This window comes from Deinococcota bacterium (assembly GCA_030858465.1).
Lineage (GTDB): Bacteria > Deinococcota > Deinococci > Deinococcales > Trueperaceae > JALZLY01.
In genome coordinates this window covers 1-22,473 of sequence record JALZLY010000164.1, presented here as the reverse complement: position 1 = coordinate 22,473, position 22,473 = coordinate 1, and the positions used below count along the sequence as shown (strand labels likewise).

At 68.0% G+C, this 22,473-nt stretch carries 16 protein-coding genes; 7 read left to right on the top strand and 9 right to left on the bottom strand.

The window, feature by feature from the left end; genetic code table 11:
* Positions 1 to 159 precede the first annotated feature (159 nt).
* Complete coding sequence (locus M3498_08350; GenBank protein ID MDQ3459292.1) at positions 160 to 1,185, top strand: flippase-like domain-containing protein; 1,026 nt, start codon at positions 160 to 162, stop codon at positions 1,183 to 1,185.
* 6 nt (positions 1,186 to 1,191) lie between these two features.
* Here the strand turns inward: M3498_08350 and M3498_08345 are convergent, their stop codons facing one another.
* Positions 1,192 to 3,015 carry an SDR family NAD(P)-dependent oxidoreductase gene (locus M3498_08345; GenBank protein MDQ3459291.1) on the bottom strand — a complete coding sequence of 608 codons (1,824 nt, stop codon included), beginning with the start codon at positions 3,013 to 3,015 and terminating at the stop codon, positions 1,192 to 1,194.
* A gap of 326 nt (positions 3,016 to 3,341) precedes the next feature.
* Here M3498_08345 and M3498_08340 point away from each other — a divergent pair, with 326 nt between their 5' ends.
* Complete coding sequence (locus M3498_08340; GenBank protein MDQ3459290.1) at positions 3,342 to 4,661, top strand: glycosyltransferase family 4 protein; 1,320 nt, start codon at positions 3,342 to 3,344, stop codon at positions 4,659 to 4,661.
* Here the strand turns inward: M3498_08340 and M3498_08335 are convergent.
* Positions 4,658 to 5,839 (bottom strand): glycosyltransferase, encoded by a 1,182-nt coding sequence (locus M3498_08335; GenBank protein MDQ3459289.1) that lies wholly within the window; start codon positions 5,837 to 5,839, stop codon positions 4,658 to 4,660. The two genes, M3498_08340 and M3498_08335, sit on opposite strands and share 4 nt — an antisense overlap.
* A gap of 420 nt (positions 5,840 to 6,259) precedes the next feature.
* Here M3498_08335 and M3498_08330 point away from each other — a divergent pair, with 420 nt between their 5' ends.
* Positions 6,260 to 8,500, top strand: coding sequence for an MMPL family transporter (locus M3498_08330; GenBank protein MDQ3459288.1), 2,241 nt, complete (start codon positions 6,260 to 6,262; stop codon positions 8,498 to 8,500).
* A gap of 112 nt (positions 8,501 to 8,612) precedes the next feature.
* A complete protein-coding gene (locus M3498_08325; GenBank protein MDQ3459287.1) occupies positions 8,613 to 8,891 on the top strand; it encodes a hypothetical protein in 279 nt (92 codons plus the stop codon).
* A gap of 77 nt (positions 8,892 to 8,968) precedes the next feature.
* Here the strand turns inward: M3498_08325 and M3498_08320 are convergent, their stop codons facing one another.
* Together M3498_08320 and M3498_08315 are read right to left on the bottom strand one after the other, a co-directional pair.
* Complete coding sequence (locus M3498_08320; protein MDQ3459286.1) at positions 8,969 to 9,769, bottom strand: hypothetical protein; 801 nt, start codon at positions 9,767 to 9,769, stop codon at positions 8,969 to 8,971.
* 329 nt (positions 9,770 to 10,098) lie between these two features.
* Positions 10,099 to 10,776, bottom strand: a complete 678-nt coding sequence (locus tag M3498_08315) for a ribonuclease HII (GenBank protein MDQ3459285.1) — start codon at positions 10,774 to 10,776, stop codon at positions 10,099 to 10,101.
* Positions 10,777 to 10,851: 75 nt separating this feature from the next.
* Here M3498_08315 and M3498_08310 point away from each other — a divergent pair, with 75 nt between their 5' ends.
* A complete protein-coding gene (locus M3498_08310; protein MDQ3459284.1) occupies positions 10,852 to 13,254 on the top strand; it encodes a VWA domain-containing protein in 2,403 nt (800 codons plus the stop codon).
* A 16-nt stretch (positions 13,255 to 13,270) separates the two neighbouring features.
* Here the strand turns inward: M3498_08310 and M3498_08305 are convergent, their stop codons facing one another.
* From M3498_08305 to M3498_08295, 3 genes are read right to left on the bottom strand one after another with little or no spacing between them, the layout of a single operon-like run.
* A complete protein-coding gene (locus M3498_08305) occupies positions 13,271 to 13,762 on the bottom strand; it encodes a DivIVA domain-containing protein (protein ID MDQ3459283.1) in 492 nt (163 codons plus the stop codon).
* On the bottom strand, positions 13,752 to 14,477 hold the full coding sequence (locus M3498_08300; GenBank protein ID MDQ3459282.1) for a YggS family pyridoxal phosphate-dependent enzyme: 726 nt from the start codon (positions 14,475 to 14,477) through the stop codon (positions 13,752 to 13,754). Before M3498_08300 ends, M3498_08305 begins: the two co-directional genes overlap by 11 nt.
* Positions 14,464 to 15,303 (bottom strand): purine-nucleoside phosphorylase, encoded by an 840-nt coding sequence (locus tag M3498_08295; protein ID MDQ3459281.1) that lies wholly within the window; start codon positions 15,301 to 15,303, stop codon positions 14,464 to 14,466. The genes M3498_08300 and M3498_08295 overlap by 14 nt, the downstream gene beginning before the upstream one ends.
* 95 nt (positions 15,304 to 15,398) lie before the next feature.
* Here M3498_08295 and M3498_08290 point away from each other — a divergent pair, with 95 nt between their 5' ends.
* Positions 15,399 to 18,050 carry a BamA/TamA family outer membrane protein gene (locus tag M3498_08290; protein MDQ3459280.1) on the top strand — a complete coding sequence of 884 codons (2,652 nt, stop codon included), beginning with the start codon at positions 15,399 to 15,401 and terminating at the stop codon, positions 18,048 to 18,050.
* Positions 18,051 to 18,109: 59 nt separating this feature from the next.
* On the opposite strand, the gene M3498_08285 is transcribed toward M3498_08290, so the two are convergent.
* Complete coding sequence (locus M3498_08285; GenBank protein ID MDQ3459279.1) at positions 18,110 to 18,688, bottom strand: cyclic nucleotide-binding domain-containing protein; 579 nt, start codon at positions 18,686 to 18,688, stop codon at positions 18,110 to 18,112.
* A 295-nt stretch (positions 18,689 to 18,983) separates the two neighbouring features.
* On the opposite strand from M3498_08285, the gene glgX reads away from it, so the two are divergent.
* Positions 18,984 to 21,095 (top strand): glycogen debranching protein GlgX, encoded by a 2,112-nt coding sequence (glgX, locus tag M3498_08280; GenBank protein ID MDQ3459278.1) that lies wholly within the window; start codon positions 18,984 to 18,986, stop codon positions 21,093 to 21,095.
* A gap of 24 nt (positions 21,096 to 21,119) precedes the next feature.
* Here the strand turns inward: glgX and M3498_08275 are convergent, their stop codons facing one another.
* The gene (locus M3498_08275) at positions 21,120 to 22,331 is read right to left on the bottom strand and encodes an adenylosuccinate synthase (GenBank protein ID MDQ3459277.1); all 1,212 of its coding nucleotides are present in this window, start codon (positions 22,329 to 22,331) and stop codon (positions 21,120 to 21,122) included.
* Positions 22,332 to 22,473: the final 142 nt, after the last annotated feature.

Genomic DNA, 22,473 nt, shown 5'->3' with positions numbered 1-22,473 from the left:
AGCTCGAGGACGCGGCGGCGCGCGCGGCGGCGGCCGCGCGCTGCCGGGCCCTCGACCTCTCGGGCATGACCGAGCGCCTGGCGGACTATATTATCCGCTACAGCTCGAGCGGCCCGCCCGCGACGCGCCTGCGCCAAGGCCTGGCATGAAGGTGACGGCGTGAAGCGGACGCTTGGCGCGCTCGTCCTGGCCCTGGGGCTCAGCCTGCTGGGCATCTATATCATCGGCGGGCCAGCGGTCCTCGAGGCGCGGACCTACACCCTGCCGCAGTGGAACGGCGCGCTGCTGCTCTTTTGCGTCTTTGCCTTCGTCAGCCAGTGGCTCTTTCCCGCCCTGCGGCTGGTGGTGCTGGCCAAGGAGCAGGGCTACCCCGTGCCCTACCGGAGCGCCCTGCTCATCCATCTGGTGACGGTGTTGTCGGCGGCCGTCACGCCGAGCGGCTCGGGCGGCGGTCCCGCCATCGTGGCGGGCTTTGCAAGCCTGGGCGTGCCCTGGGGCCGGAGCATCGGCATCGCCATCCAGCTCTTCGTGCTCGACCTGGTGTTCTTTTCCTGGGCGGTGCCCTTGAGCCTGGTCTTCCTCATCGCCTCGGGCATCATCGCCTTGCCGCTCAACATCATCGTCTTGGCGGTCGCCAGCGCCGGCCTGGCGGTCGCCGGCTCGGTCGTCCTCGGCCGCTACCCCAGGCTGGCCGTCCGCCTCATGCTGTCGCTGGCCCGGCGGCCGCTCTTGACCAGGTTCAGGGGCCGGATACAGGCGGCGGCCAGGGACTACTACCGGAGCACCCGGGTCTTCATGGGCCTGCCGCTCGCTCCCTGGTTCAACCTCCAGGTCCTGAGCGCGCTGGGCTGGCTCATCAACTTCGCGCTCTTCTGGGGCCTCGTCAACCTCTACCACGCGGTGTCGCCGCTGGTCATCGTGGCGGTCTTGAACATCACCACGCTCATCTCCTTTGTCATCCCCACGCCGGGCGCGGCGGGTTTCATGGAGGTGGCGGTCGGCTACGGCACCAGCTCGCAGGTCTCGAGCGCCGAACTCGCCCCGGCCCTCTTGCTCTGGCGCCTCGCCTCCTTCTACTTTATCTACGCGGTCGGCCCGCTGGCGGGCTGGCTGCTCTTCTCGCGCGGCTGGAGCGCCCCCCAGCGGGGCCGGCAGCAGGGACGGGCCAAGCCCAAGGGGGGATAGTCGCGGCTATTTGCGCGCCCTCTTGAGCCCCGCCGCCTTTGAGAAGTAGGCGTCCTTGACCGCGTCGGGCAGCCAGGCCATCACCCGGCTGGGGATGGCGTCCAGGGTGCCGTAGGTGCGCGCCTTGCCGCGCTTGGCGAGCGCTACACGGGTGATCACGGCCGCGACCTTGGCGGGGTCGGTGGCGGTCGCCTCGCCCCACAGCGAGCTCTCCATAAACGACTCGAGGTAGGGCTTGTAGTGCGCGCCGGAGCGCGCTATCGTCTCGCGCAAAGCCGCCTTGGCGCGCCCCGCGAAGGGCGTCTTCATGGCGCCGGGCTGGACCACCGCGACCTCGACGCCGAAGGGGCGCAGCTCGAGCCTGAGCGCGTCGGAGAGGGCCTCCAAAGCGTACTTCGAGGCCGAGTAGGCGCCCATGAAGGGCGTCACCAGATAGCCGTTGGTCGAGCTCACGTTGACGATCCTGCCCCAGCCCCGTGCGCGCATCGCGCCCGCCACCGCGCGAGCCGTCCTGATGGGGCCGATGGCGTTGACCTCGAACTGCAGGGCGATCTCCGCCATCGGCTGGTCCTCCAAGGGGCCGGGCCTCAACAGCCCGGCGACGTTGATCAGCAGATCGACGCTGGCACCCGCCGCTTCGATCCGCGTCAAGGCCGCCCGGACGCTCTCTTCGGAGGTCACGTCGAGAGCCAGGGTGTGGACGCCCTCCTCCTGCAGGGGCGCGAGCGCCGCCTCGTCTAAGTCCGAGGCCCAGACCGTGACGCCCGCGGCCTTGAGCTTTCTGGCCGTCGCCATACCGAGACCGCTCGCCGCGCCGGTCACCAGGGCGACCGAACCGCGCCGCAGTAGGCCACTCGCGCGCAGCCAAGCTTCGGTCCGCGCCATGCCCTCGTCCAGACTCACCTCGGGCTCGTAGCCGAGGAGCCTCCTGGCTTTGTCCGAGGAGAAGGTCGCGCGGCTCGTCATCACCCCTACCATCTCCGGCAGGACTTGCGCGCGCTTGCCGAGCAGCTTGTTGACTCTGGCGGCGGCAGCGGCGCCGCCCCGGGCGACGGGCGCGGGCAGGCGGCGCAGCCGGGTCCCGGCCATCTTCGCGTAGGCGCCCATGAAGCGGTTCCAGCTCACCGCCTCGCCGCCGACGTTGAAGGTCTCCCCGGCCGCCTCCGGCGCGAAAGCCGCCCTTTCGAAGGCTTGGGCCACGTCATCGACGAAGACCGCGTCGGCCAGACTCTCGCCGCTGCCGATGACCACGGGCAGGCCCTTGGCGATGGCCTCATAGGGGGTGATCGTCCAAGACGGCGAGGCCGGGCCGTAGATCATGGTGGGGCGGAGGACGACGAGCTCGATGCCCGCCCGCTCCGCCTCCTCCTTGGCTACCTTCTCGGCAGCGATTTTGGTGTCGCCGTAGAGGTCGCCGACCGCCCAGGGCGCCCGCTCCTCGGTGACGACGCCGTCCTGTACGGGGCCGTAGACGGCCATGGAGCTCGCCAGGACCACCCGCTTGGCGCCCGCCTGGGCCGCCGCCCGGACCACCTTGGTGGTGCCGCCGATGTTGACGGCCGTCGCCAGCCTCTCATCGAAGGGCTTGCCCATCCAGGCCGCCAGGTGAAAGACCACCTCGCAGCCCTCCACCAGGACCTCGAGGTCACGCTCTTGGCGCACGTCCCCTTTGACGGGAACGGCGCCCAGTCTTTCCAGCGCCGAGAGGTCGTCCTCCTTGCGCGCCAGCGCCCGAACCGTGACACCCCTCGCCAGCAGGCGTCTGGCCAGGGCCATGCCGAGTGAGCCACCCGCTCCCGTGATCGCCACTTGTTGCGTCGTTTCCGCCATCGTCCGTTCCTTTCAAGTTCACGTGCCGCGGTTCAAAGTGCCGTGCTTTGGAGTGCAGTGCTTTAGTGTGCTTGCTTTAGCGTGCTTGCAGAGGTGGCCGCGCTGTGTCCGCGTCGGTGAACCCGGCCGCGCGTACAGTCACGATCCACCGGGCACCCGGTGCAGCCGCACAGCTCGGGCCACCCGGCTCGAGCACGGTTGACATGCTAACGCGCCGGGGAGCCGGAGGCTGTTTCAGGGCTAGGTGAACGAGGAGACGGCGCCGGAGGCGATCTGCGCTTTGCAGCGCAGAAGGGTTGCCACAGCCGTGCTATAGTCCTCGGGCGATGCCGACACGCAAAAGGCTTACCGTTGCCCTCCAAGCTCTGGACTATCCGCCCGACACCTTTATCTCCAGCGTCGGCCTCTACACCAAGGCTCTGGCCGGCGCGCTGGCCAGGCGAGGCCACCGGGTTCACGTCTTGAGCCGCGGCGGCACGGGTGACGGTGAGGTGGCGAGCGCCGAGAGCGAGAAGGGCCTGATCACCGTTCACCGGCTGAGCTCGAGCCCCAGCCTCTACTTGGAGAACATCAGCCTGGCCGCCATCTTGCAGCTGACCACCGCGGCGGCGGCCGAGTGGCGCTACCGGCGCCGGCTCGCCGCCAAGCTGAGCGAACTCGTCGAGACTGAAGGCGTCGATCTCATCGAGGTGGCCGACGCCGCCATGGAGGCCGTGCTCTACAGGCCGTGGACCTACCCGCGGGTGCCCTTCATCGTCAGGCTGCACGGCCCGATGGTCGCCTTGGACCTCTTCGACCGTCACATTCCGGGCCCTACCCGGCCCGTCATCAGGTGGGCCGAAGGGCGGCTCTTTCACAAGGCCACCCACCTCACCGCGCCCAGCCGCAGCGCCGAACGGCTCTTCCGCAAGGAGATGGGCCTGGGCGACAAGGCGATCACCGTCTATCCCAACATGCCCACCTTCGATGTCGGCAGCGTCACCGCGCCCGCCAGGGAGGACCCCGACCTCGTGCTCTACGTCGGCCGTCACCTGCCCATCAAGGGCGTTCACCTGCTCTTTAGGGCGATTCCCGGGGTGCTGCAAAGGCGACCCCACACCCGCTTTGTCTTCGTCGGCCCCGACGGCCCCACCACCCAGGCCTACGCCTCGAGCCAGAAGTACCTGTTGAGCCTGCTGCCCGCGCGCTACCGTCACGCCGTTGAGTTCACCGGCTACCAGCCGCTCGAGGACGTCGCCGACTTCTACGCCAAGGCCGCCGTCTGCGTGATTCCCTCGCTCTTCGAGTCCTTTGGCTACACCTGTTTGGAGGCCATGATGCACGGCAAGGCCATCGTCGCCACCCCCACCGGCGACATGGCGACGATGCTCGACCACGGGCGTTGCGGCCTCATCTACACCCCAGCGGCAGCAGGCGGCGCGGGCGGCAACACGAGCGGCGACTTGAGCGCGCACATCGTCAGGCTCCTGGGGGACCCCGAGCTGCGCCGGTGCCTCGGCGGGGCCGCGCGCGAAAGGGCGCTGGCCTGCTACCACCCCGACCTCATCGCCGCGCAAGCCGAGAGCTTTTACTACCGGGCCATCGCCGAGCAGCAGGCCACCTGCAAACCCAAGAGCCAAAGGGGCTCAGGCCGGAAAGCAGGCTAGGCGCCGCTCGGCACGCCGCTAGCGGAGCGCGCCGCCGTCAGCTCCCGGTAGAGGCGCTCGAGGAGCCGGCCGCTCTCGAACACGTCGTGCCGCTGCGCCAGCGCCAGCGCATTGTCCTGGTAACGCCTGAGCCGCGCCTCGTCCCCCAGCAGGCCGAGAATCGCCCGCGCCGCCGCCTCGGGCGCGTCGGGCCGGTAGAGCAAGCCGCAGTCGGCCTCCAGGGTCCACTCGCCCACGGCGCTGCTGGCGTAGTCCGCCACCACCACGGCGCAGCCCCGAGCGGCGGCCTCGAGGGTGGCGATGCTCTGCAGTTCGGTCGGCGAGGGCATGATGAAGAGGTCCGCGGCGAGGAGCAGCGCCCCCTTGTCCTCTTCGGAGACGTAGCCCAAAAACACCACCTCGTCCTCGAGGCCGAGTCTCCGGACCTGCGCCTTCATGCTTGCCATGAGGGGTCCCGTTCCGGCGATCGCCAGGAGCAGCCCCGAACGCTCCGCCGCCAGCGCCGCGGCGATCTCGATCATGCCCTCCGGCCGCTTTTCCAGAGACAGCCGGCCCACATAGGCCATCAGCCGGGTCTTGCCGCCCGCCAGCAAGCGGCCGCGCAGCACCTGGGCCCTCGCCTCCTGCTCGGGGCCCCTGGCGGGCAAGTAGATGCCGCAGGACACCGTGTGGAGAGGGCGGTGGGTGTAGCTCTCGGCCAGGCGCTTGGCAAAGGCCGTGGGCACGACCAGACAGTCCGGCTGGCGGTAGAAAAAGCTGTACCAGCGCCGCAGGGCCGCCGTGATCAGGGCGCGGCCGCGCCCGAAATGAAGCGCGGTGCTCTCCTCCTGGGCGTAAAAGCCCACCGCGCTCGGAACCCCCCGGTGCCGCGCCATCATAAGGACCATCAGGGCGAAGGGGGTGGGCGTGTTGACATGGACGACCTCGGCCCAGTCGAGGGCTTCAGCGATCAGCTCGCGCCGTGGCCGCACGAAATGCGTCATCTTGTCGCCGGGCCGCCAGACGGGCAGCCGCGTTACGCTTACCGGCGGCGGCGGCGAGGTGGGCTGCCGCTCCTCGCCGGCCAAGACGCGGATCTCGTGGCCCAGGGCCAAGAGGGCCTCAATATGGCCGTGGGTAGAGCTCGCCTGCCCCCCGTAACCAGGATAGAGATCGTCGGCCACAACAAGAATACGCATCGTTTTCTCACATCCTCCTCGAGGTCCTGCTCTTTGAGGTCCTGCTCTCTCCGCTCCTAGGCGGAGGCGGCAAGCTATCAAACTATATGCCACGAGCAGGGTAAGGGCGGCGCTTCCCCCAACCTTCTGGCCTTTGCGCCACCAGGCGGCAAGGCCTTGAGTCGACCGACCGGGCCAGCGTGCCTTAAGTCCGGGAAGGCCGGGTATCCCGGCTGAGGTGCCGTCAGGGTCGCCGAACACGCGCTGGAGCTTCACGGTCCTCATCGAACCGGTGGGAGCTTTACATCGTGCCGGGGTCATCCTGAAAGGTCGCGCTTTGGCCTCTGACGGCCTCACGGGGTTGGTAAGCTCTCTTGCGCCGACCGCGTTTGGAGACCTGTTAAACTCTTAGCTTAGACTCGAGGGAGCTTTAACCACACCGTGTTTGAAACGCTAGGCCACTTTGTCAGCCTCCACCCACGACGCATCCTGGCGTTTTGGGCGATCGTCTTCATCCTCTCGCTGCCCTTCGCGCGCCAGGTCGGCACCGTCTTGACCGCCGAAGGCGACGTCGCGCCCGGCAGCGTGGCCCAGCAGGTCCGCGACATCATCGGCCGCGAGTACGGCACCGCGCCGCGCTACCAGCTCCTGCTCGTGGCCGACGCGGCCAGCCTGGTCAACACCGAAACCGACTACCGGGCGCGCTTCGACCGCACCGTCGACAGGGTCGCCGCCCTGGGCGCGGTCAGCCAGGTGAGCGACTACCGCAGCGACTCCTCGCTGCCCCTGCTCTCGCCCGACGGGCGCTCGAGCATCGCCATCATCGACCTCTCGACCACCGACGGGCTCGAGGCCCGCGCGGCGGCCGGCGCCATCGAGGAGATCCTGCCCGACGAGGGGCCGATCGACTTCTACCTGACCGGCGGCGCGGCCGTGGACCGCGAGCTCCAGCTCATCAGCCGCCGCGACGCCGGCCGCGCCGAGCTCTTCGGCCTGCCCATCAGCCTGCTCATCTTGGCGGTCACCTTTGGCGCCGTGGTGGCCGCGGCCCTGCCGCTCTTCGTGGCGGTGGGCTCGATCACGCTCTCCTTTGCCGTCCTCTACGGCCTCGGCCAGTTCATGGCCTTTGCGGCCTTTGCCCAGATCGTGGTAACCATGCTCGGCCTCGCCACCGGCATCGACTACGCGCTGCTGATGGTCAACCGCTTTCGCGAGGAGTTGGACCGGCACGGCGAACCAAGGCGCGCGGCCGCCACCACCACGGCTACCGCCGGGCGCGCCGTGGCCTTTAGCGGCCTCACCGTGGTGGTGGCCCTCTCGGCGCTGCTCATCCCGCCCCTGGCCTTTATCCAGTCGATGGGCGTCGGTTCGATGGTCGTCATGCTGATGAGCGTGTCGCTGTCGCTGACCGCCCTGCCCGCCGCGCTCACCCTGCTCGGCCACCGTGTCAACTGGCTCAAGCTGACCCGGCGCGTGCCCGGCCAGCGCAGCCGCCGCTTCTGGCGCGCCCAGGCCGAGCGCATCATGAAGCGGCCCTGGGTCTGGGCCGGGAGCGGGACGCTGCTCCTGCTCCTCTTGAGCCTTCCCGCCCTGACCATGCAGGTCGGCCTCTCGGGGGTGCGCGGCCTCACCGAGGACACCGCCGCCCGCCAGGCCCAGATGGTGCTCGAGCGCGTCGAGCTCGACGGGCTGCTGAGGTCCTTCGACGTGCTCATGGACTTTGGCGAGCGGGGCTTTTTTCACCCCTCGTCGGTGCGCCAGGTCGCCCAGTTCAGCCGCGCCAGCGCCGAGCTAGCGGGCGTCGAGCAGGTCTACGCGCCCACCACCACCGGGCAGGTGCCGGGCCTGTTGATGCGCCAGTACTACGCCAGCCGCGCCAGCGCCGACGTGAGCCCGCTCCAGAACCTGGTCGAGGCGACCGTCAGCCAGAACGACCGCTACGCCCTGGTGCGTATCTTTCCGGTGGCCTCGGTCCTGCCCTGGCAGTCGGCGGGGCTCGACAGCCAGCTGCAAGCCTTGGCGCAGGACTTCAACGTGAGCGTCCTGGTCGGCGGCGACTACGTGGCCGAGGCGGAGTGGGCGAGGACGCTCTACACCTCCTTTCCCTTGGCCGTCGGCCTCGTCTATTTGATCACCTTCGTCCTCTTGAGCCTGGCCTTTCACTCGCTGCTCATCCCCTTGAAGTCCATCGTGCTCAACACCTTTACCGTGGGCGCGGCCTTTGGCGTGATCACCCTCGTCTTTCAGCAAGGCTGGGCGGCTTCCCTCTTCGGCATCGACGGCGGCCTCGGCTTTATCGAGACGAGCGTGCCGATCTTCATCTTCGCCATCGTCTTCGGGCTCAGCATGGACTACGAGGTCTTCCTGGTCAACCGCATCTACGAGGCCCACCGCCGCGGCGTCGCCGACCGCGAGGCGGTCATCTACGCCATCACCTCGACCGGCGGGGTGATCAGCAGCGCGGCCTTGATCATGATCGTCGTCTTCTCGGTCTTCATGTTCAGCAGCGTCGTCTTCATCAAGACGCTGAGCCTGGGCCTCACCGTGGCGATCCTCTTGGACGCCACCGTGGTTCGGCTGGCGCTGGTGCCCGCCGTCATGCGCCTGGCCGGGAGATGGAACTGGTGGCTGCCCCGGCCGATGGCGCGCCTCGCCGACCGCATCTCGCTCAGCCACGACTAAAGGGCCGCCGCCGAAAAGCGCTCTAGGCCCTAACCCCGTGCGCGAACTGAGGCATGGGCTAGTCAGCTGAGACTGCTCGAATCCTCCCGGCACCACCATTTTGTTGGGGCCTGTGACCCTGCACCAGGCACTCGACGCGGCCGTAGCCCACGCCGAGGAGGCCAGGGAGACCCTGAACGCCGCCTATGCCCTGACGCCCGCCGAGGAGCTGTGGGAAAAGGACATCTACCTGGACGGTGAGTTGGTCGAGCGCAGCCGGATCTCGCTCGAGACCGCCGTCAAGCTGATGCGCGGCCCGCGCGGCGCCGGCGTGTGCCTCGTCGGCGCCGCTGAGGTGCAGGGGGAGAACAGGCTGCGAGTTCGAGCGTTCATAGGCTCAAGAGCTTCATAGGCTCAAGAGCAGCGGTCCGAGACGCCTTGGGCCGCTGCCCAGCTATCCAGGCGGACCAGCCGCCGGTTCCGTCCGCGCTAGTTCTGTCCGCGCCCTTGGCGACTGATCTCGTCGGCGGGATACTCCTCGTAGCCGCCCTCGTCGGTGATCATCTCGACGGTGCCTTTGAGGGGGTTCAGCTTGACGACGCGGCCGCAGCTTCCGCTGCTGTGACAGCCTTTGCTGCCCTTTTTGGGCATGCCCTTGATGAGTTCCTGATAGACGGGGTGCTCGTACTGCAAGCAGCACATGAGCCGGCCGCAGGGCCCGCTGATCTTCTCGGGGTTGAGGGGAAGCTGCTGGTCTCGAGCCATGCGGATGCTCACCGCCGTAAAGGTCTGCAGCCAGGTCGAGCAGCACGACTCGGCGCCGCAGGCGCCGATGACGCCAAGAATCCGCGACTGATCGCGGGGGCCGACGTTGTTGAACTCGACCCTGGCCTGAGTGTGGTTCATCAAGACGCCGGCCAAGACCCGCAGCGGCACCTCCCTTTCGGCGCTGTAGTTGACCACCAACAGGCTCTCGTCGAGGGTGAACTCGAGGCTCAAGAGCTTCATCTTGGCGCCGGCCTCACGGGCGCGGGCTTTCAGGAGCCACTTGAGGTCCTCGGCGCGGTCCTTGAGCGCCTGCCACTGTGCTTCATCCTCGCTGGCTACCGGGCGCACGTAGTGGCCGCTCGGCTTGGGGTGGTCGGCCGCTAGGGTGCGCACCAGGCCAAGCTCCAAACCGCGCCGGGTGCTCACGATGCAGCGCACACCCACCTCGGGCGGCGCCGGCGGCGCCTCGACGTAGTGGAGTTTGGGGCCGTTGTCAAACCGAATACCGATGCATTCGGGCATGGGTCCTCCTTGAGACTGCGAGTTTCGCTCGGCCACAACCGCGTTGATGGTAAGTTGGCGAGCAGACGGCTATCTCGCAGTGGCCTGATCATAACGTCACGAGAGAAATCCGCTGGTCGCGCCCGTCATAGCCTTCCGGCCATGACGTCCAAAGTTGCTGCTGCTAAAGTTGCTGCAAAGTTGTTGCTACAGGGACCTGGTGGTACGCTCGAGCAGGGAGCCTAATCATGATCGACCTCGGTCACGTTTCGCCCGGTCAGCCTCTACGCGTCATCATCATCATTAGGTGAACCATCCTCAATAGGTGAACCATCCTCCCGAAAGCGAGGCTAGACAAGCCGGCGTTGCGCCACCGGCCTATACGTCAGCCTGTGCTCGGGGCAGGGGCCATAATCTGTCAGGCCTTGCAGGTGGACGCTCGAGCCGTAGCCCTTGTTCGAGGCGAAGCCGTAGCCGGGATACACCGCCCCCAGCCCCAGCATGAGCCGGTCGCGTTCGGTCTTGGCAAGAATGCTGGCGGCCGCCACGCTGAGGCTCAGGCCGTCGGCCCTGGGCGGCGCCGACACCGGACCGCCGAAGTCGAGCCTGAGGTAGTCGGTGACCAGCGCGGCAGGCTCGAGCGCGATAGGGCCACAGGCTAGGACATCGTCGGCCCCCTCTCCCCCGAGCGCCGCCAGCGCCCGGCCCGCCGCCAGGTGGGTGGCGCCGAGGACGTTGAAGCGGTCCACCTCCCGCGCCGTCGCCAAAGCCACCGCCCAGGCCAGCGCCTGGGCCTTGACCTCGTCCGCCAGGCGCTCGCGCCGCGCGGCCGTCAGCCTCTTGGAGTCGTCGAAGGGATGCTCGCCGTAGGGCAGGACGACCGCCGCGGCCACCACCGGCCCGGCCAGCGCGCCGCGGCCGGCCTCGTCGACGCCGGCGACAGGGCTGTAGCCGCGCGTCCAGAGGGCCTGCTCGAGCGTCCAGCCGGGTTTTGAGGGCGCCGCAGTCGATGCCACAGTCGATGCCACAAGCCATCATCGCATGAACGGCGAATGTGCGCACCGGCAGGCGCGAGCGGCCGAGACTTGCTAGCATGGAGCTTGATGGTACCGTTTGGCCTGTCGTTTGCCCTGCCCTGGGTCTTTTTGGGCCTGCTGGTGTGGCTGGTCTTGCCGCGCCGCCGGGGTTGGGGCTTGCGCCTCTTGGCGACGGCCCTCGTCTTAGCGGCTCTGGCCCAGCCCTCGATCAGCCAGCCCAGCCAGCGCGTGGCGCTTCTGGTCGATGTGTCCGAGAGCGTCGGCGAGGAGGCGCTCGCGGCCGCGCGGCGCTTCGACTTCTCGAGCGTGCAGGAGGGCATGGACGTCATCTACTTCGCCGAGGACGCCGGGCTCGCCGAGGAGGGACTAGCGACGCCCAGGGACCGCAGCCGCTTTTTGAACTTCGGCCGCACCGACATCGCCCGGGCGCTACAGGTCGCCCGCGCTTTCGAGGCGCAGCGCGTCCTGCTGATCAGCGACGGCATCGAGTCCCAAGGCGACGCCCTCCTGGCCCTACCCGGCGTGCCCGTCGATGTCTACGGGGTGGCGCCGCTGCCCAACACCCGCCTCGTGCGCCTCATCGCGCCCGACGAGGCCAGCCCCGGCGAGACCGTTATGGTGACCGCGGTGATCGAGTCCGACCAGGAGGCCGAAGTGATCCTCCGGCCGCGCGTGGGCAGCGAGGACCTGGAGCCTATCCGCCGCAGCGTGAGCCCCGGACGCACGCCGATCTCCTTTTCCTTTGCCGTCGAAGAGGCCGAAAACATCCGGCTCACCACCAGCCTCGAGGTCGATTTCGAGCAGCCGGAGAGCGACGACGCGCTGGCCGCGGACATCGCCGTCACCGAGAGCCAGGCGGTCCTGGTGGTGGGCGACCCCGCCATGGCCGAGTTGCTCAGCGCCCAGGGCTTTACGGTCGTAGCGGGCAGTCCCGAGGACATCACCCGCCCCTTTCCCTACGGCGCCGCCATCATTCGCGAGAACTCGAGGGCCTTTACCGCGGGCCAGCTCAGCTTTCTGGAGGACTTCGTGCGGGGCGGCGGGGGCCTGATGATGACGGGCGGCGAGGCGAGCTTCGGCCTGGGCGGCTGGTACCGCACGGCCGTCGAAGAGATCTTGCCGGTCAGCACCGACCTGCGCACCGACGTCGAGTTTCCCATGGTCGCCACCGTCGTGGTCTTCGACCGCTCAACCTCGATGACGGCGGGCCGACCCACGCGCATCTCACTGGCGCGGCAGGGCGCCATCGACCTGGTCGAACTGGCGCACAGTGACGACCTCCTCGGCCTCATCACCTTCGACTCGACCCACGAATGGCACTTCCGGCCCCGGCCCGCCACCGAGCGCGGCAAGCGCGAGATGTTGGAGGCTATCTTGCGCATCCAGCCGCAGGGCGGCACCATCGTCGGCCCGGCCTACGGGGAGGCCATCGACGCCCTTCGCGACACCGACGCCGCCATCAAGCACATCATCCTGCTCACCGACGGCGAGTTTTTCGACGGCCGCACGCCCTTCTCGACCGGCCCCCGGCCCGACTTCGTGGGCATGGCAGCCGAAGCGCTCGAGGACGGCATCACCACCACCACCATCGGCACCGGCGAGGCGGACTTCGACATCATCGAGCGCATGGCGCAAGCGGGCGGCGGCCGCTTCTACGCCGCGATCGACACCACTACCCTGCCGCAGATCTTCACCAGCGAGGCGCTGACCACCACGCGCTCCTTCTTGCGTGAGGAGCCGGTCGCGCCTAGGGTGCGCGAGCACCCGCTCCTGAGCGGCCTGCGCGGCAGCGCGCCCACTATCGACGCCTACATCGCCTCCTCGCTGAGGAGCGGCAGCGAGATGCTGATGGAAGGCTTAGACGGCGAACCCATTCTGGCCATCAGCCGCCAGGGCCTCGGCCGCACCGCCGCCCTGACCACCGACCTCAACGCCTGGGCCGGGCAGCTCGGCTCCTGGGAGGAGCTGCCCGGCGTGCTCGGCACCGTAGTGCGCTGGCTCGAGGCCAGCCCGCCGCAGTACTCGGCCTCGGTGACCAGCGAGGGCGGACGCGCCCGGGTGGTGGTGGACGCCGTGCAAGACGGCGAGTACGTGAGCGGCGAGCGCTTAGAAGCACGCTACGACGGCCGCAGCGTGCCGCTCAGCCAGACCGCGCCGGGCCGCTACGAGGCGGCCCTGGAGGGCGCCTCGAGCGGCGGCAGCGTGGTGATCGTGAGCGGCAGCGAGATCGTGGCGAGGGGCGCCGTCAACACGCCCAACCCCGAGTTCGACGCCGAAGGCGCCGAGGCGCTCCTGAGTGAGATCGCCCGGCGCAGCCGCGGCGAGCGGCTGATCGAGCCGGGCCGCTACGAGCCGCCCATGAGCGCCTCGGCCGTGGCGATCTGGCCCTGGCTCGCTGTCGCCGGTCTCCTGCTCTTTACCTTGGAGCTCGTCTACCGCCGCTTCGCGGGCCTGCGGGCGGACGCCTAGCGCGCCGCGAGGGTCCCTAGTCCTCGACGGTCTCCGCCTCGAGCACCCGCACCGGCCGCCCTAGGGAGGGCACGCTTTCCAGGCTGCGCTCGTAGGCCTTGAGCATCGACCTGAACTGCTCCCTGAAGAGCTGCGCCTCGCGCTCGAGCCTGGCTAGGTCCGCTCTGGTCTGCTTGAGTTTGGCCTCGGTGCCCTGGATGACCTGGTTCTTTTGCTGTTCGGCGGCCTGGATGATCAGCTCGGCCTCGCGCCGGGCGTTCTGCTTGAGCTCGTTGCCGATGCGCTCGGCGGCGACGACGGCGTGCTTGAGCTCGAGCTCGCCCGCCTGCAGGGCCTCGATGCGCTCGTCACGGCGGAAGATCTCCTCGCGCAAGGCCTTTTTCTCGCGGATGACCTCCTCTAGAGCGTCGGCCGCCTTGGCGAGAAAGTCGCGCACCTGCTTTTTGCTGTAGCCGCTCAGCGCCCCGTCGAACTCCTGGTGCTGGACGTCCAGCGGACTAAGTTTCATGGCTCTCTTTCACCCCGTCTTCCCTATCTTCCGCAGCTTCCACAACGCGCGGCCGGGTCTCCGGGAACAGCGCCGAGCCCACCCGCACATAGCTGGCGCCCTCCTCTACGGCGACCTCGAAGTCTCCGGTCATGCCCATCGAGAGTTCGCTGAGCCCCAGTGTATCACGCAGCTCCCTCAGCTTCCTGAAGAGATGTCGCGAGGCCTCGGGGTCGCCTACGTAGGGCGCGATGGTCATGAGACCCTGGAGCCTCACGAAGCTCAGGCTGCTGACATAAGCGGCAAGGGCGTGAGCGTCTTTGAGGGAGACCCCCTGTTTCGCCTCCTCGCCCGCGACGTTGACCTCGAGCAGCACCCCGAAGGTGTGGCCCCGCTTCCGGCCGAAGCTCTCGAGGGCGTCGGCGAGCCGCGCCGAGTTGAGCGAGTGGATGAGGCTGAAGCCCCGGCAGTACTTGACCTTGTTCGTCTGCAGGTTGCCGATAAAGTGCCAGTCTACGCCCGCTAGCCCTTCGGCCTTCTGGCGCCACTCCTGAATGCGGCTCTCGCCCAGGAGGCGGTGGCCGGCCTCGAGGACCTCGCGCTCGATGCGCGCTGCGCTCTGGCCCTTCGTCACCGCGACCAGCCGGACCTCGGCGGGATCGCGCCCGACCCGCGCGCAAGCTAGGGAGATGCGCGCTTTGACCCCCTCGAGCGGCGTCACCCTAGAGTTCGGCAAGGATCGCCTTGACAAGCCGCCTAAAGGTGGGGCCGGAGCGGGCGGCGCTCGCCAGGACGTCCTCGCCGCTGGCGTGCTCGTCGCGGTCGGCGATCGCCATGTCGGTGACCGACGACAGGCCCAGGACGCGCATCCCCTGGTGGCGAGCGACCATGACCTCGTAGACCGTGGACATGCCGATGGCGTCGGCGCCCCAGCGGCGGAACAGGCGCAGTTCCGCCCGGGTCGCGTAGCTCGGCCCGCTGATCGCCAGGTAGACGCCCTCGCGCAGGAGAATGTCCTCGCGCCGCGCCACCCGGCGGGCCAGACTTTGCAGGTCGGGGTCATAGGGGTCGAACATCACCGGAAAGCGCGGGCCTAGGGCGTCGTTGGGACCGATCAGCGGGTTGTCAAAGGTAAAGTTGATGAAGTCGAGCTGGAGCATCAGCTCGCCCGCCCGCCAGTTCGGGTTGAGGCCGCCGCAGGCGTTGCTGACGATGAGGGTGTGGGCGCCGAGCGCGGCCATCAGCCGGACGGGAAAGGCCACCGTCTGGGCGCTCACCCCCTCGTAGTAGTGGACCCGGCCCTTCATGGCGATGAGCTTTTGCCCTTCGAGCGTGCCCAGGACGAGCTCGCCGCTGTGCCCCGGCGCGGTGCTCCTGGCGAAGCCGGGGACGCTCTCAAAGGGGAGCGAGGCGACGACCTCGAGCTCGTCGGCGAGCGGCCCCAGGCCGGAGCCCAGGATGAGGCCCAGCGAGGGCGTGAAGTCGTAGTCCCGCAGGCGCGCAAGGGCGAGAGGGAGCGCGCTCGTCTGGTCCGGCGCGGTGGTCATTGGGCTCATCGTCATCGGGCCCATCATATCAAGTCGGCAATCCGCGGAGGCCCAGACCCGCCGCCAAAAACCTGTTGTGCATTCTCACACTCCGCTGGGTAGACTAGCCCATGCTTCGCCACCTCTCCCTTGTCATCTTGTTCCTGACCTTAGCAACGGCTTCAGTGACGGCCTCCGCCGGGGGGGCCCTGCCCAGCGGCGCCCTCACCGAGATCCGCATCAGCGGCGCCAGCCCAGGCAACGAGCGTCTCATCGCCGTGAGCTTAGAGGCCCGCCGCGGCACGCCCGTAGCGGATATCGACCTCGAGGCCGAGCGCAGCCGCGTGCTCGAGCTCGGCCTCTTCGCCGCGGTGACGGTCTCGGCCGAAGACCGCGGCAGCGGGCCTATCCTCTTGGTCGAGGTCGCCGAGAACCCAGGCATCAGCGAGATCCGCATCAGCGGCTCGAGCCTGCCCGAGGGGGAGCTCCTGCGCTTTATCGAGCAGCAGGACCTGCTGGCGGCGGGCTCGCTGCTCAACACCTTCCGGGCGCAGCAGGCGCGGCGGACCATCCAGACCGCCTACCGCCAGGCGGGTCTGCCCTTCGACGTGCCCGTCAGCCTCAGCCTGACGCCGGTAGACGCCGCCACGGTGGGCGAGGCCGAGAGCGTCGTCGTCACCTACGAGGTGACCGAGAACGTACCCCTCAGCCGCGTCGTCATCGAAGACTCGGAGATTCTGGACGCCGCCACCCTCGAGGCGGCCTTCGAGGGGCTCTTGCGCGCCCGGCAGTTCAGCATAGCGGGCTACCAGCAGGCGCTCGAGGCGGTCAACCAGGCCTATACCGAGCGCGGCTTTCGCGGCAGCGGGGTTAGCCCCGAGCGCAGCGCGCTCGAGGGGGGCACCTTCAACGTGAGGCTGCGCGAGCTGCGCATCGGCCTTATCGACACCACCGAGGTCGGCTTGGACGCCGCCGGGCTGAGCCTGCAGCCGGGCGACCTCTTCAACTACGACGTGCTCGCCGAGGACGTGCGGCGGCTGGTGGCGGGCGCGACCCGCGACGTGCGCATCGAGACCCAGCTCAGCGGCCAGGGCGAGGTGCGCGTGGTCTTCCGCCAGGGGCCGCCCGAGACGGCGGGGCCGGTCGAGCGCATAGCGATCGAGGGCAATACGGTTATCGCAGACGAGGAGATCGTCGCGCTGCTCAGCCTGCAACCGGGCGAGACCTTCACCTCGTTTTTGGCCGACGAGGACTTCGGCAAGATCGTGAGGCTCTACGGCGAGCGCGGCTATCTGATCGTGCGCCAGCCCGACTACGACTACCGGGCCGGCCTCTACAGCCAGCGCCTGCGCGAGGTGCGCGTCCGCGGCTATGAGCTCGTCTATGTGGAAGGGGAAGAGACGCGCACCGAGCCCGAGGTGATCACCCGCTACCTGCCCGAACCCGGCGGCGTCTACAATGCGGGCGCGCTGCGCGACGGCCTGCGCCGCTTCGCGCAGCTCGGCGTGGCCACCCCGCTCGAGGCTCCGGCCGTGCCGACCGAGGCAGCCGACGAGGTGACCGTGCAGGTCGTCTTGCGCGAGGAGAGCGCGCGCATGTTTCGCCCCGAACTTTCCTACGACACCGACGTGGGCCTGTCGGCGTCGATCTCCTACGACGACCGCAACCTCTTCGGCCAGGCTCACAGCGTGAGCGCCGAGCTTAACGGCCAGAGCACCGCCTTGGGCCTGCAACTCGGCGGCAGCCTGAGCTACAATGTTCCCTGGCTCTACGCCGACATCCTCGACTTTAAGGAGGTGCCCACCTCGGTCTCGGGGGCACTCTTCAGCCAGGTCTTTACCGGCCAGCCGCTCACCGCCCAGGGCGGGCTGCGCCTGCCCCTGCCCGGCACGCCGGGCGGTCCCGACAATCCTGACAACCAGGTCCTGATCGGCGACTACCTGCAGCGCGACACCGGCCTCTCCTTCGGGGTAGGCCGGCAGATCTTCGCCAACACCACCCTGAGCGCTTCGGTGCGGGGCGTCTCGACGAGCTACAGCCTCGAGCCCGGCCGGCCCTGCGAGGTCGTTGGCGGCAACGTCGTCGACCGCAACTGCACCTTGTCGGGAACCTTTCCGGGGCAGGCCGCGGACTTCTTGCCGCAGTCGGGCCTGTCGGGCTTCGTCACCGCGGGAACCGTCTACGACGACCGCGACAACCCGGAGTTCCCCACTCGCGGTGTGAACGCCAGCGGCCGCCTCGGCCTCGGCTTCGGCACCGACTACCGCGACCCGGCGACCAACCTGCAGACGCCCTACAACTACCAGCAGCTCGAGTTCGGCGTGCGCTCCTACTTGACCTTGGCCGAACTCGGCGCGGCGGAGGGCGACCACCAGGTCCTCGCCTTTAGGGCCAACGTCGGCCACCAGTTGGGCGGCAACTATCCCGCCAACCGCCTCTTCATCGTCGGCCAGACGCAAGTCGCCGACACCCAGATCCGCGGCTACACCCGCGACGACATCCTGCCCTCGAGAAGCTACCTGACGAGCTCAATCGAGTACCGCTACAACTTCGGCCTGGAGACCTTCGCCACCCAGACGATCATCGGCATCGTCTTCGCCGACTTGGGCTACGCCTCGAGCGTGGCCCCGGAGCTGGGCAACCTGCTCGTCGGCGCAGGTCTAGGCGTGCAGATCAACTTCGGCTTCGGCAACGTGCTCCTGCCGCCCCTGCGCTTCGACTACGGCCTCAGCCCCAGGAACCCCTTGGGCGTCTTCGGCTTCAGGATCGGGCCGGTGTTCTAAAAGCGGGAGCCGGGATTCGGGGGTCGGGACTTTCCCTGACCCCCGACCCCCGACCCCTGTTACTGTCCCGCGATCTCCTCCAGGAGCTTGATGTTCTTGAGCGAGATCTTGCCGTAGCCCGCGTCGATGGCGCCGTCCTTGCCGAGTTCGCCGACCACCTTGGTCACGGTCTCGCGCACCGAGCCGACGGCCGCGGCGAGGTCGTCGTGGGTGATGTGGACGAGCGGCTCCCTGTTCGCGCCGGTGGTGGCTAGGGCGCTGTCTTGCAGGTCGAGCAGCTCGGCGGCGATGCGCGACTTGAGCCGCTTGCCCGAGAGCCGGTAGAGCGACTGATAGAGGCGCTCCATCGCCTCGACGAGGTGGACCGTCAGGCGCAAGTTCTCCTCGGGGCTCAAGGTGGCCGGGCTCATCACCTCGACCGCCGAGGCCGTCACGGCCTCGGCAAAGTAGCGGCGGCGCGCGCCGGAGAGCACCTCCTCGCCAAAATAGCCGCCGGGTTTGACGTAGCGCAGGGTCAGGCCGTTGCCCTCGTCGTCCACGGTGTGAATCCGCACAAGGCCGCTCCTCACGCGGTAGATAGCCTCGGCCTGGCCGGGAAAGAGGATCACCTCGCCCGCGGCGAAGCTGAGGGTATCCATGTACTCGGTCTTTTCGAATACGCTGTTCACGCGTTTTGGCTCCTTCACCGTAGCGTCCTGTTTCTGGTCACCGTTCGCAGCTCGTTTACCATCTCCTACACTATAGCGAAGGGCGGCGGATTTTATAAAGGTTTGCCTTACTAAAATCGCCGCCAAAGCCGCCCTCTGCTCTCTCTTGCTCTTCCGTAATGCTTGCCCGTAATGCTTGGTAATGCTTGTCGGTATGCTACGGGAGCGCGCTGTTGTCGCGCCTCAACACACACTCTCCCCTCATCATCACCGTATGATGTCCGCCATGAAGTTATGGCCTGGAAAACCTTTTCCCCTGGGCGCGACCTGGAACGGCTTGGGCGTCAACTTCGCCCTCTACAGCGAGGGCGCCAAAGCCGTCGAACTCGTGCTCTTCGACCACGTGGACGACCCTGCTCCTATCAGCCTCTCCTTCAGCGAGCGGACCGGGCCGGTCTGGCACGCCTTTATCCCCAACCTGCGGCCGGGCCAGCTCTATGGCTACCGCGTCCACGGTCCCTACGCGCCACAGTCCGGACACCGCTTCAACGCCAACAAGGTGCTCCTAGACCCCTACGCCAAGGCGATCGGCCGGCCGCTCAGGTGGGACGACAGCCTCTTCGGCTACGAGATAGGCAAGGACGACCTGTCCTTCAGCTCTCTGGACAGCGCCCCCTACGCGCCCTTGGGCGCGGTCATCGAGGACGCCTTTGAGTGGGGCGACGACCGCTCACCGCATATCCCCTGGGAAGACACCATCATCTACGAGACCCACGTCAAGGGCATCAGCCAGCGGCACCCTGGAGTAGACCGGGAATTGCGCGGCAGCTACCTGGGTTTGGCCTCGGAGCCCATCATCGACCACATCAAGAGCCTGGGCGTGACCACCGTCGAACTGCTGCCGGTGCAGTCGTTCGTCAGCGACCGTCACCTCGTCGATCAGGGTCTGAGCAACTACTGGGGCTACAACCCGCTCGGCTACTTCGCGCCCGAGCCGAATTACTCGAGCAACGACCCCACCAGCGCCGTCAGAGAGTTCAAGATGATGGTGCGCGCCCTGCACGCGGCCGGGCTCGAGGTCATCGTCGACGTGGTCTACAACCACACCGGCGAGGGCAACCACATGGGGCCGACCTTGTCGCTCCGCGGCGTCGACAATGCGTCGTATTACAAGCTGATGGACGACAACCGCCGCTTTTACATGGATTACACCGGCACCGGCAACACCATGGACGCGGGCAACGGCTACGTCTTGCAGCTCATCACCGACTCCTTGCGCTACTGGGTCACCGAGATGCGCGTGGACGGCTTCCGTTTCGATCTGGCCTCGGCGCTGGCCAGAGAACTCGAGGACGTCAACATGCTCTCGGCCTTTTTCAAGGTCATCCAGCAGGACCCGGTCTTGTCCAAGATCAAGCTGGTCGCCGAGCCCTGGGACGTGGGCCACGGCGGCTACCAGGTGGGCTCCTTTCCCTGGTACTGGGCCGAATGGAACGGCAAGTACCGCGACGCCGTAAGGCGCTACTGGAAGGGTGACCGCGGCCTCACCGCCGAGTTCGTGAGCCGCATCTCGGGCAGCGCCGACCTCTACGCGCGCAGCGGCCGCCGGCCCTACGCCTCGGTCAACTTCGTAACGGCCCACGACGGCTTTACCTTAGAAGACCTGGTCTCCTATGAGAGCAAGCACAACCAGGCCAATCTGGAAGGCAACCGCGACGGCGAGAGCCACAACCACAGCGTCAACTGCGGCGTCGAAGGGCCCACTGACAACTTGGGCGTGCTGGACTGCCGCGAGGACCGTAAGCGCGCCCTCATGACCACGCTCTTCTTGTCGCAGGGCATCCCCATGATGCTGGGCGGCGACGAGCTAAGCCGCTCCAAGAGAGGCAACAACAACACCTACGCCCAGGACAACGAGCTCAACTGGTACGACTGGGACTTGAGCGATCGGCAACGGGCTTTTTTGGACTTTACGCGGGGCCTCATCGCCTTTCGCAAGGCGCACCCGGCCTTTCGCCGCTACAGCTTTCTCACCGGCAAAGCGGGGCCGACGGGCTTCAAGGATGTGTCCTGGTGGCACCCCGACGGCCACGAGATGCATCCGGAGGACTGGAACAACGCGGGTTTGCGCGCCTTTGGCATGCTGATGGCCGGCAACGCCCTCCACGAGGTCGACCATCACGGCAACGCCCGCTTCGACGACACCTTTCTGGTGCTCTTCAACGGCGGCCGGGCCAAGCGCTTCACCCTGCCGCCCACGTCCGAGCACGAGGTCTGGGAACGCCTCTGGAACTCCTCGACCGAGACCGTGAGGCGTTCCCAGAGCCTCCGGCCCGGCAGCGCCATCGGCCTCAGGCCGCGCCTCATCCTCGTCCTGCGCTCGGTGCCGCCGCGCTAGACGCTCGCACGCGGGTCCAGGCGTCTAGCTCCAGCCGACCTCACCGTAGGTGTCGGCGCGGTCGGGGCTGGTCGAGAACATGACGACGGGGGTCGCGGTGAAGCTCTCGAGCCGCCCCAGGTAAGCCGTGACCTCCTCCGGCAGGGCCTCGCGCCGGCCCAAGCCCCGCAGTTCACCCCAGCCCGGCAGCTCCTCGTAAACCGGCCGGTCCCCCTCATAGGCGACGCAGACCTTGACGCTGTCCATACCCGAGAGCACGTCGAGCTTGGTGACGATGAGGCCGTCGAAGCCGTTGATGGCGCAGGCGTACTTGAGCTGCACCAGGTCGAGCCAACCCACCCGCCGGGGCCGCCCGGTGGTGGTCCCGAACTCGTCCCACTGGTTGGCGCCGGTGCCGCGCAAGCGGTCGGCCGGCTCGCCCGCGAGCTCGGTCATGAAAGGCCCGTGGCCGACCCGGCTGGTAAAGGCTTTGACCACGCCGTAGACAGCGCCCAAGGCCTTGTGGCTGACGCCCGCGCCCACCAGAATGCCGCCGACCGTCGGGTGGCTGCTGGTCACAAAGGGGTAGGTGCCGTAGGCGAGGTCGAGCATGGTGCCCTGGCCGCCCTCGAACAGCACCTTCTTGCCGCTCCTCAGCCCCTCACGCACGGCCTCGCCGGTATCGCAGACAAAGGGCAGGAGAAAGTCGCGGACCTCGCGCAGGGCCTCCATCGCAACGTCCACCGTGGTCCAGGTAACGCGAGCCGTCGAGTTGGGCTTGGCGGCCAGGAGGCGCGCCAGGCGCTCGCGCAAGACCGCCTCGTCGGCAAGGTCGCCCGCCCGCAGGGAGACGCGCCGGGCCTTGTCGGAGTAGGCCGGGCCGATGCCGCGACCGGTGGTGCCCACGAAGCCGCCACCCTCGTCGTTCTTCTGGTGATGAGGCAAGACGAGGTGCGCCTCGTGCGAGACGAGCACGCGGCCCGGGTCCTGACGCGCCGCGAAGCTCTCGTACTCCCGGCGAAAGCTCCAGGGGTCGATGACCATACCGCCGCCCAGGACCGACACCGGGCGCGGGTGCAAGACGCCGCAGGGCAGGTGGTGGAGCTTGAAGACATCCTTGCCGACAACCACGGTGTGGCCGGCGTTGGCGCCACCGGCGTAGCGCACCACGAAGTCCGCCTCGCCTCCTAGCGCGTCTACCACCTTGCCTTTACCTTCGTCACCCCACTGGGCGCCGATGATTGCGATTCCGGGCACGGCTACCTCCAGTCTGACCCAACCTCAGCCAGTATGGCATACGGCCGGACCGCTCCCGACCATTCTCCAAGGCTCGAGCTTGCCCAGGCCGTCCGCGTGGAGACGCCGAGGTTTCTGCCGGGGTCGAGACCGATGACCATTC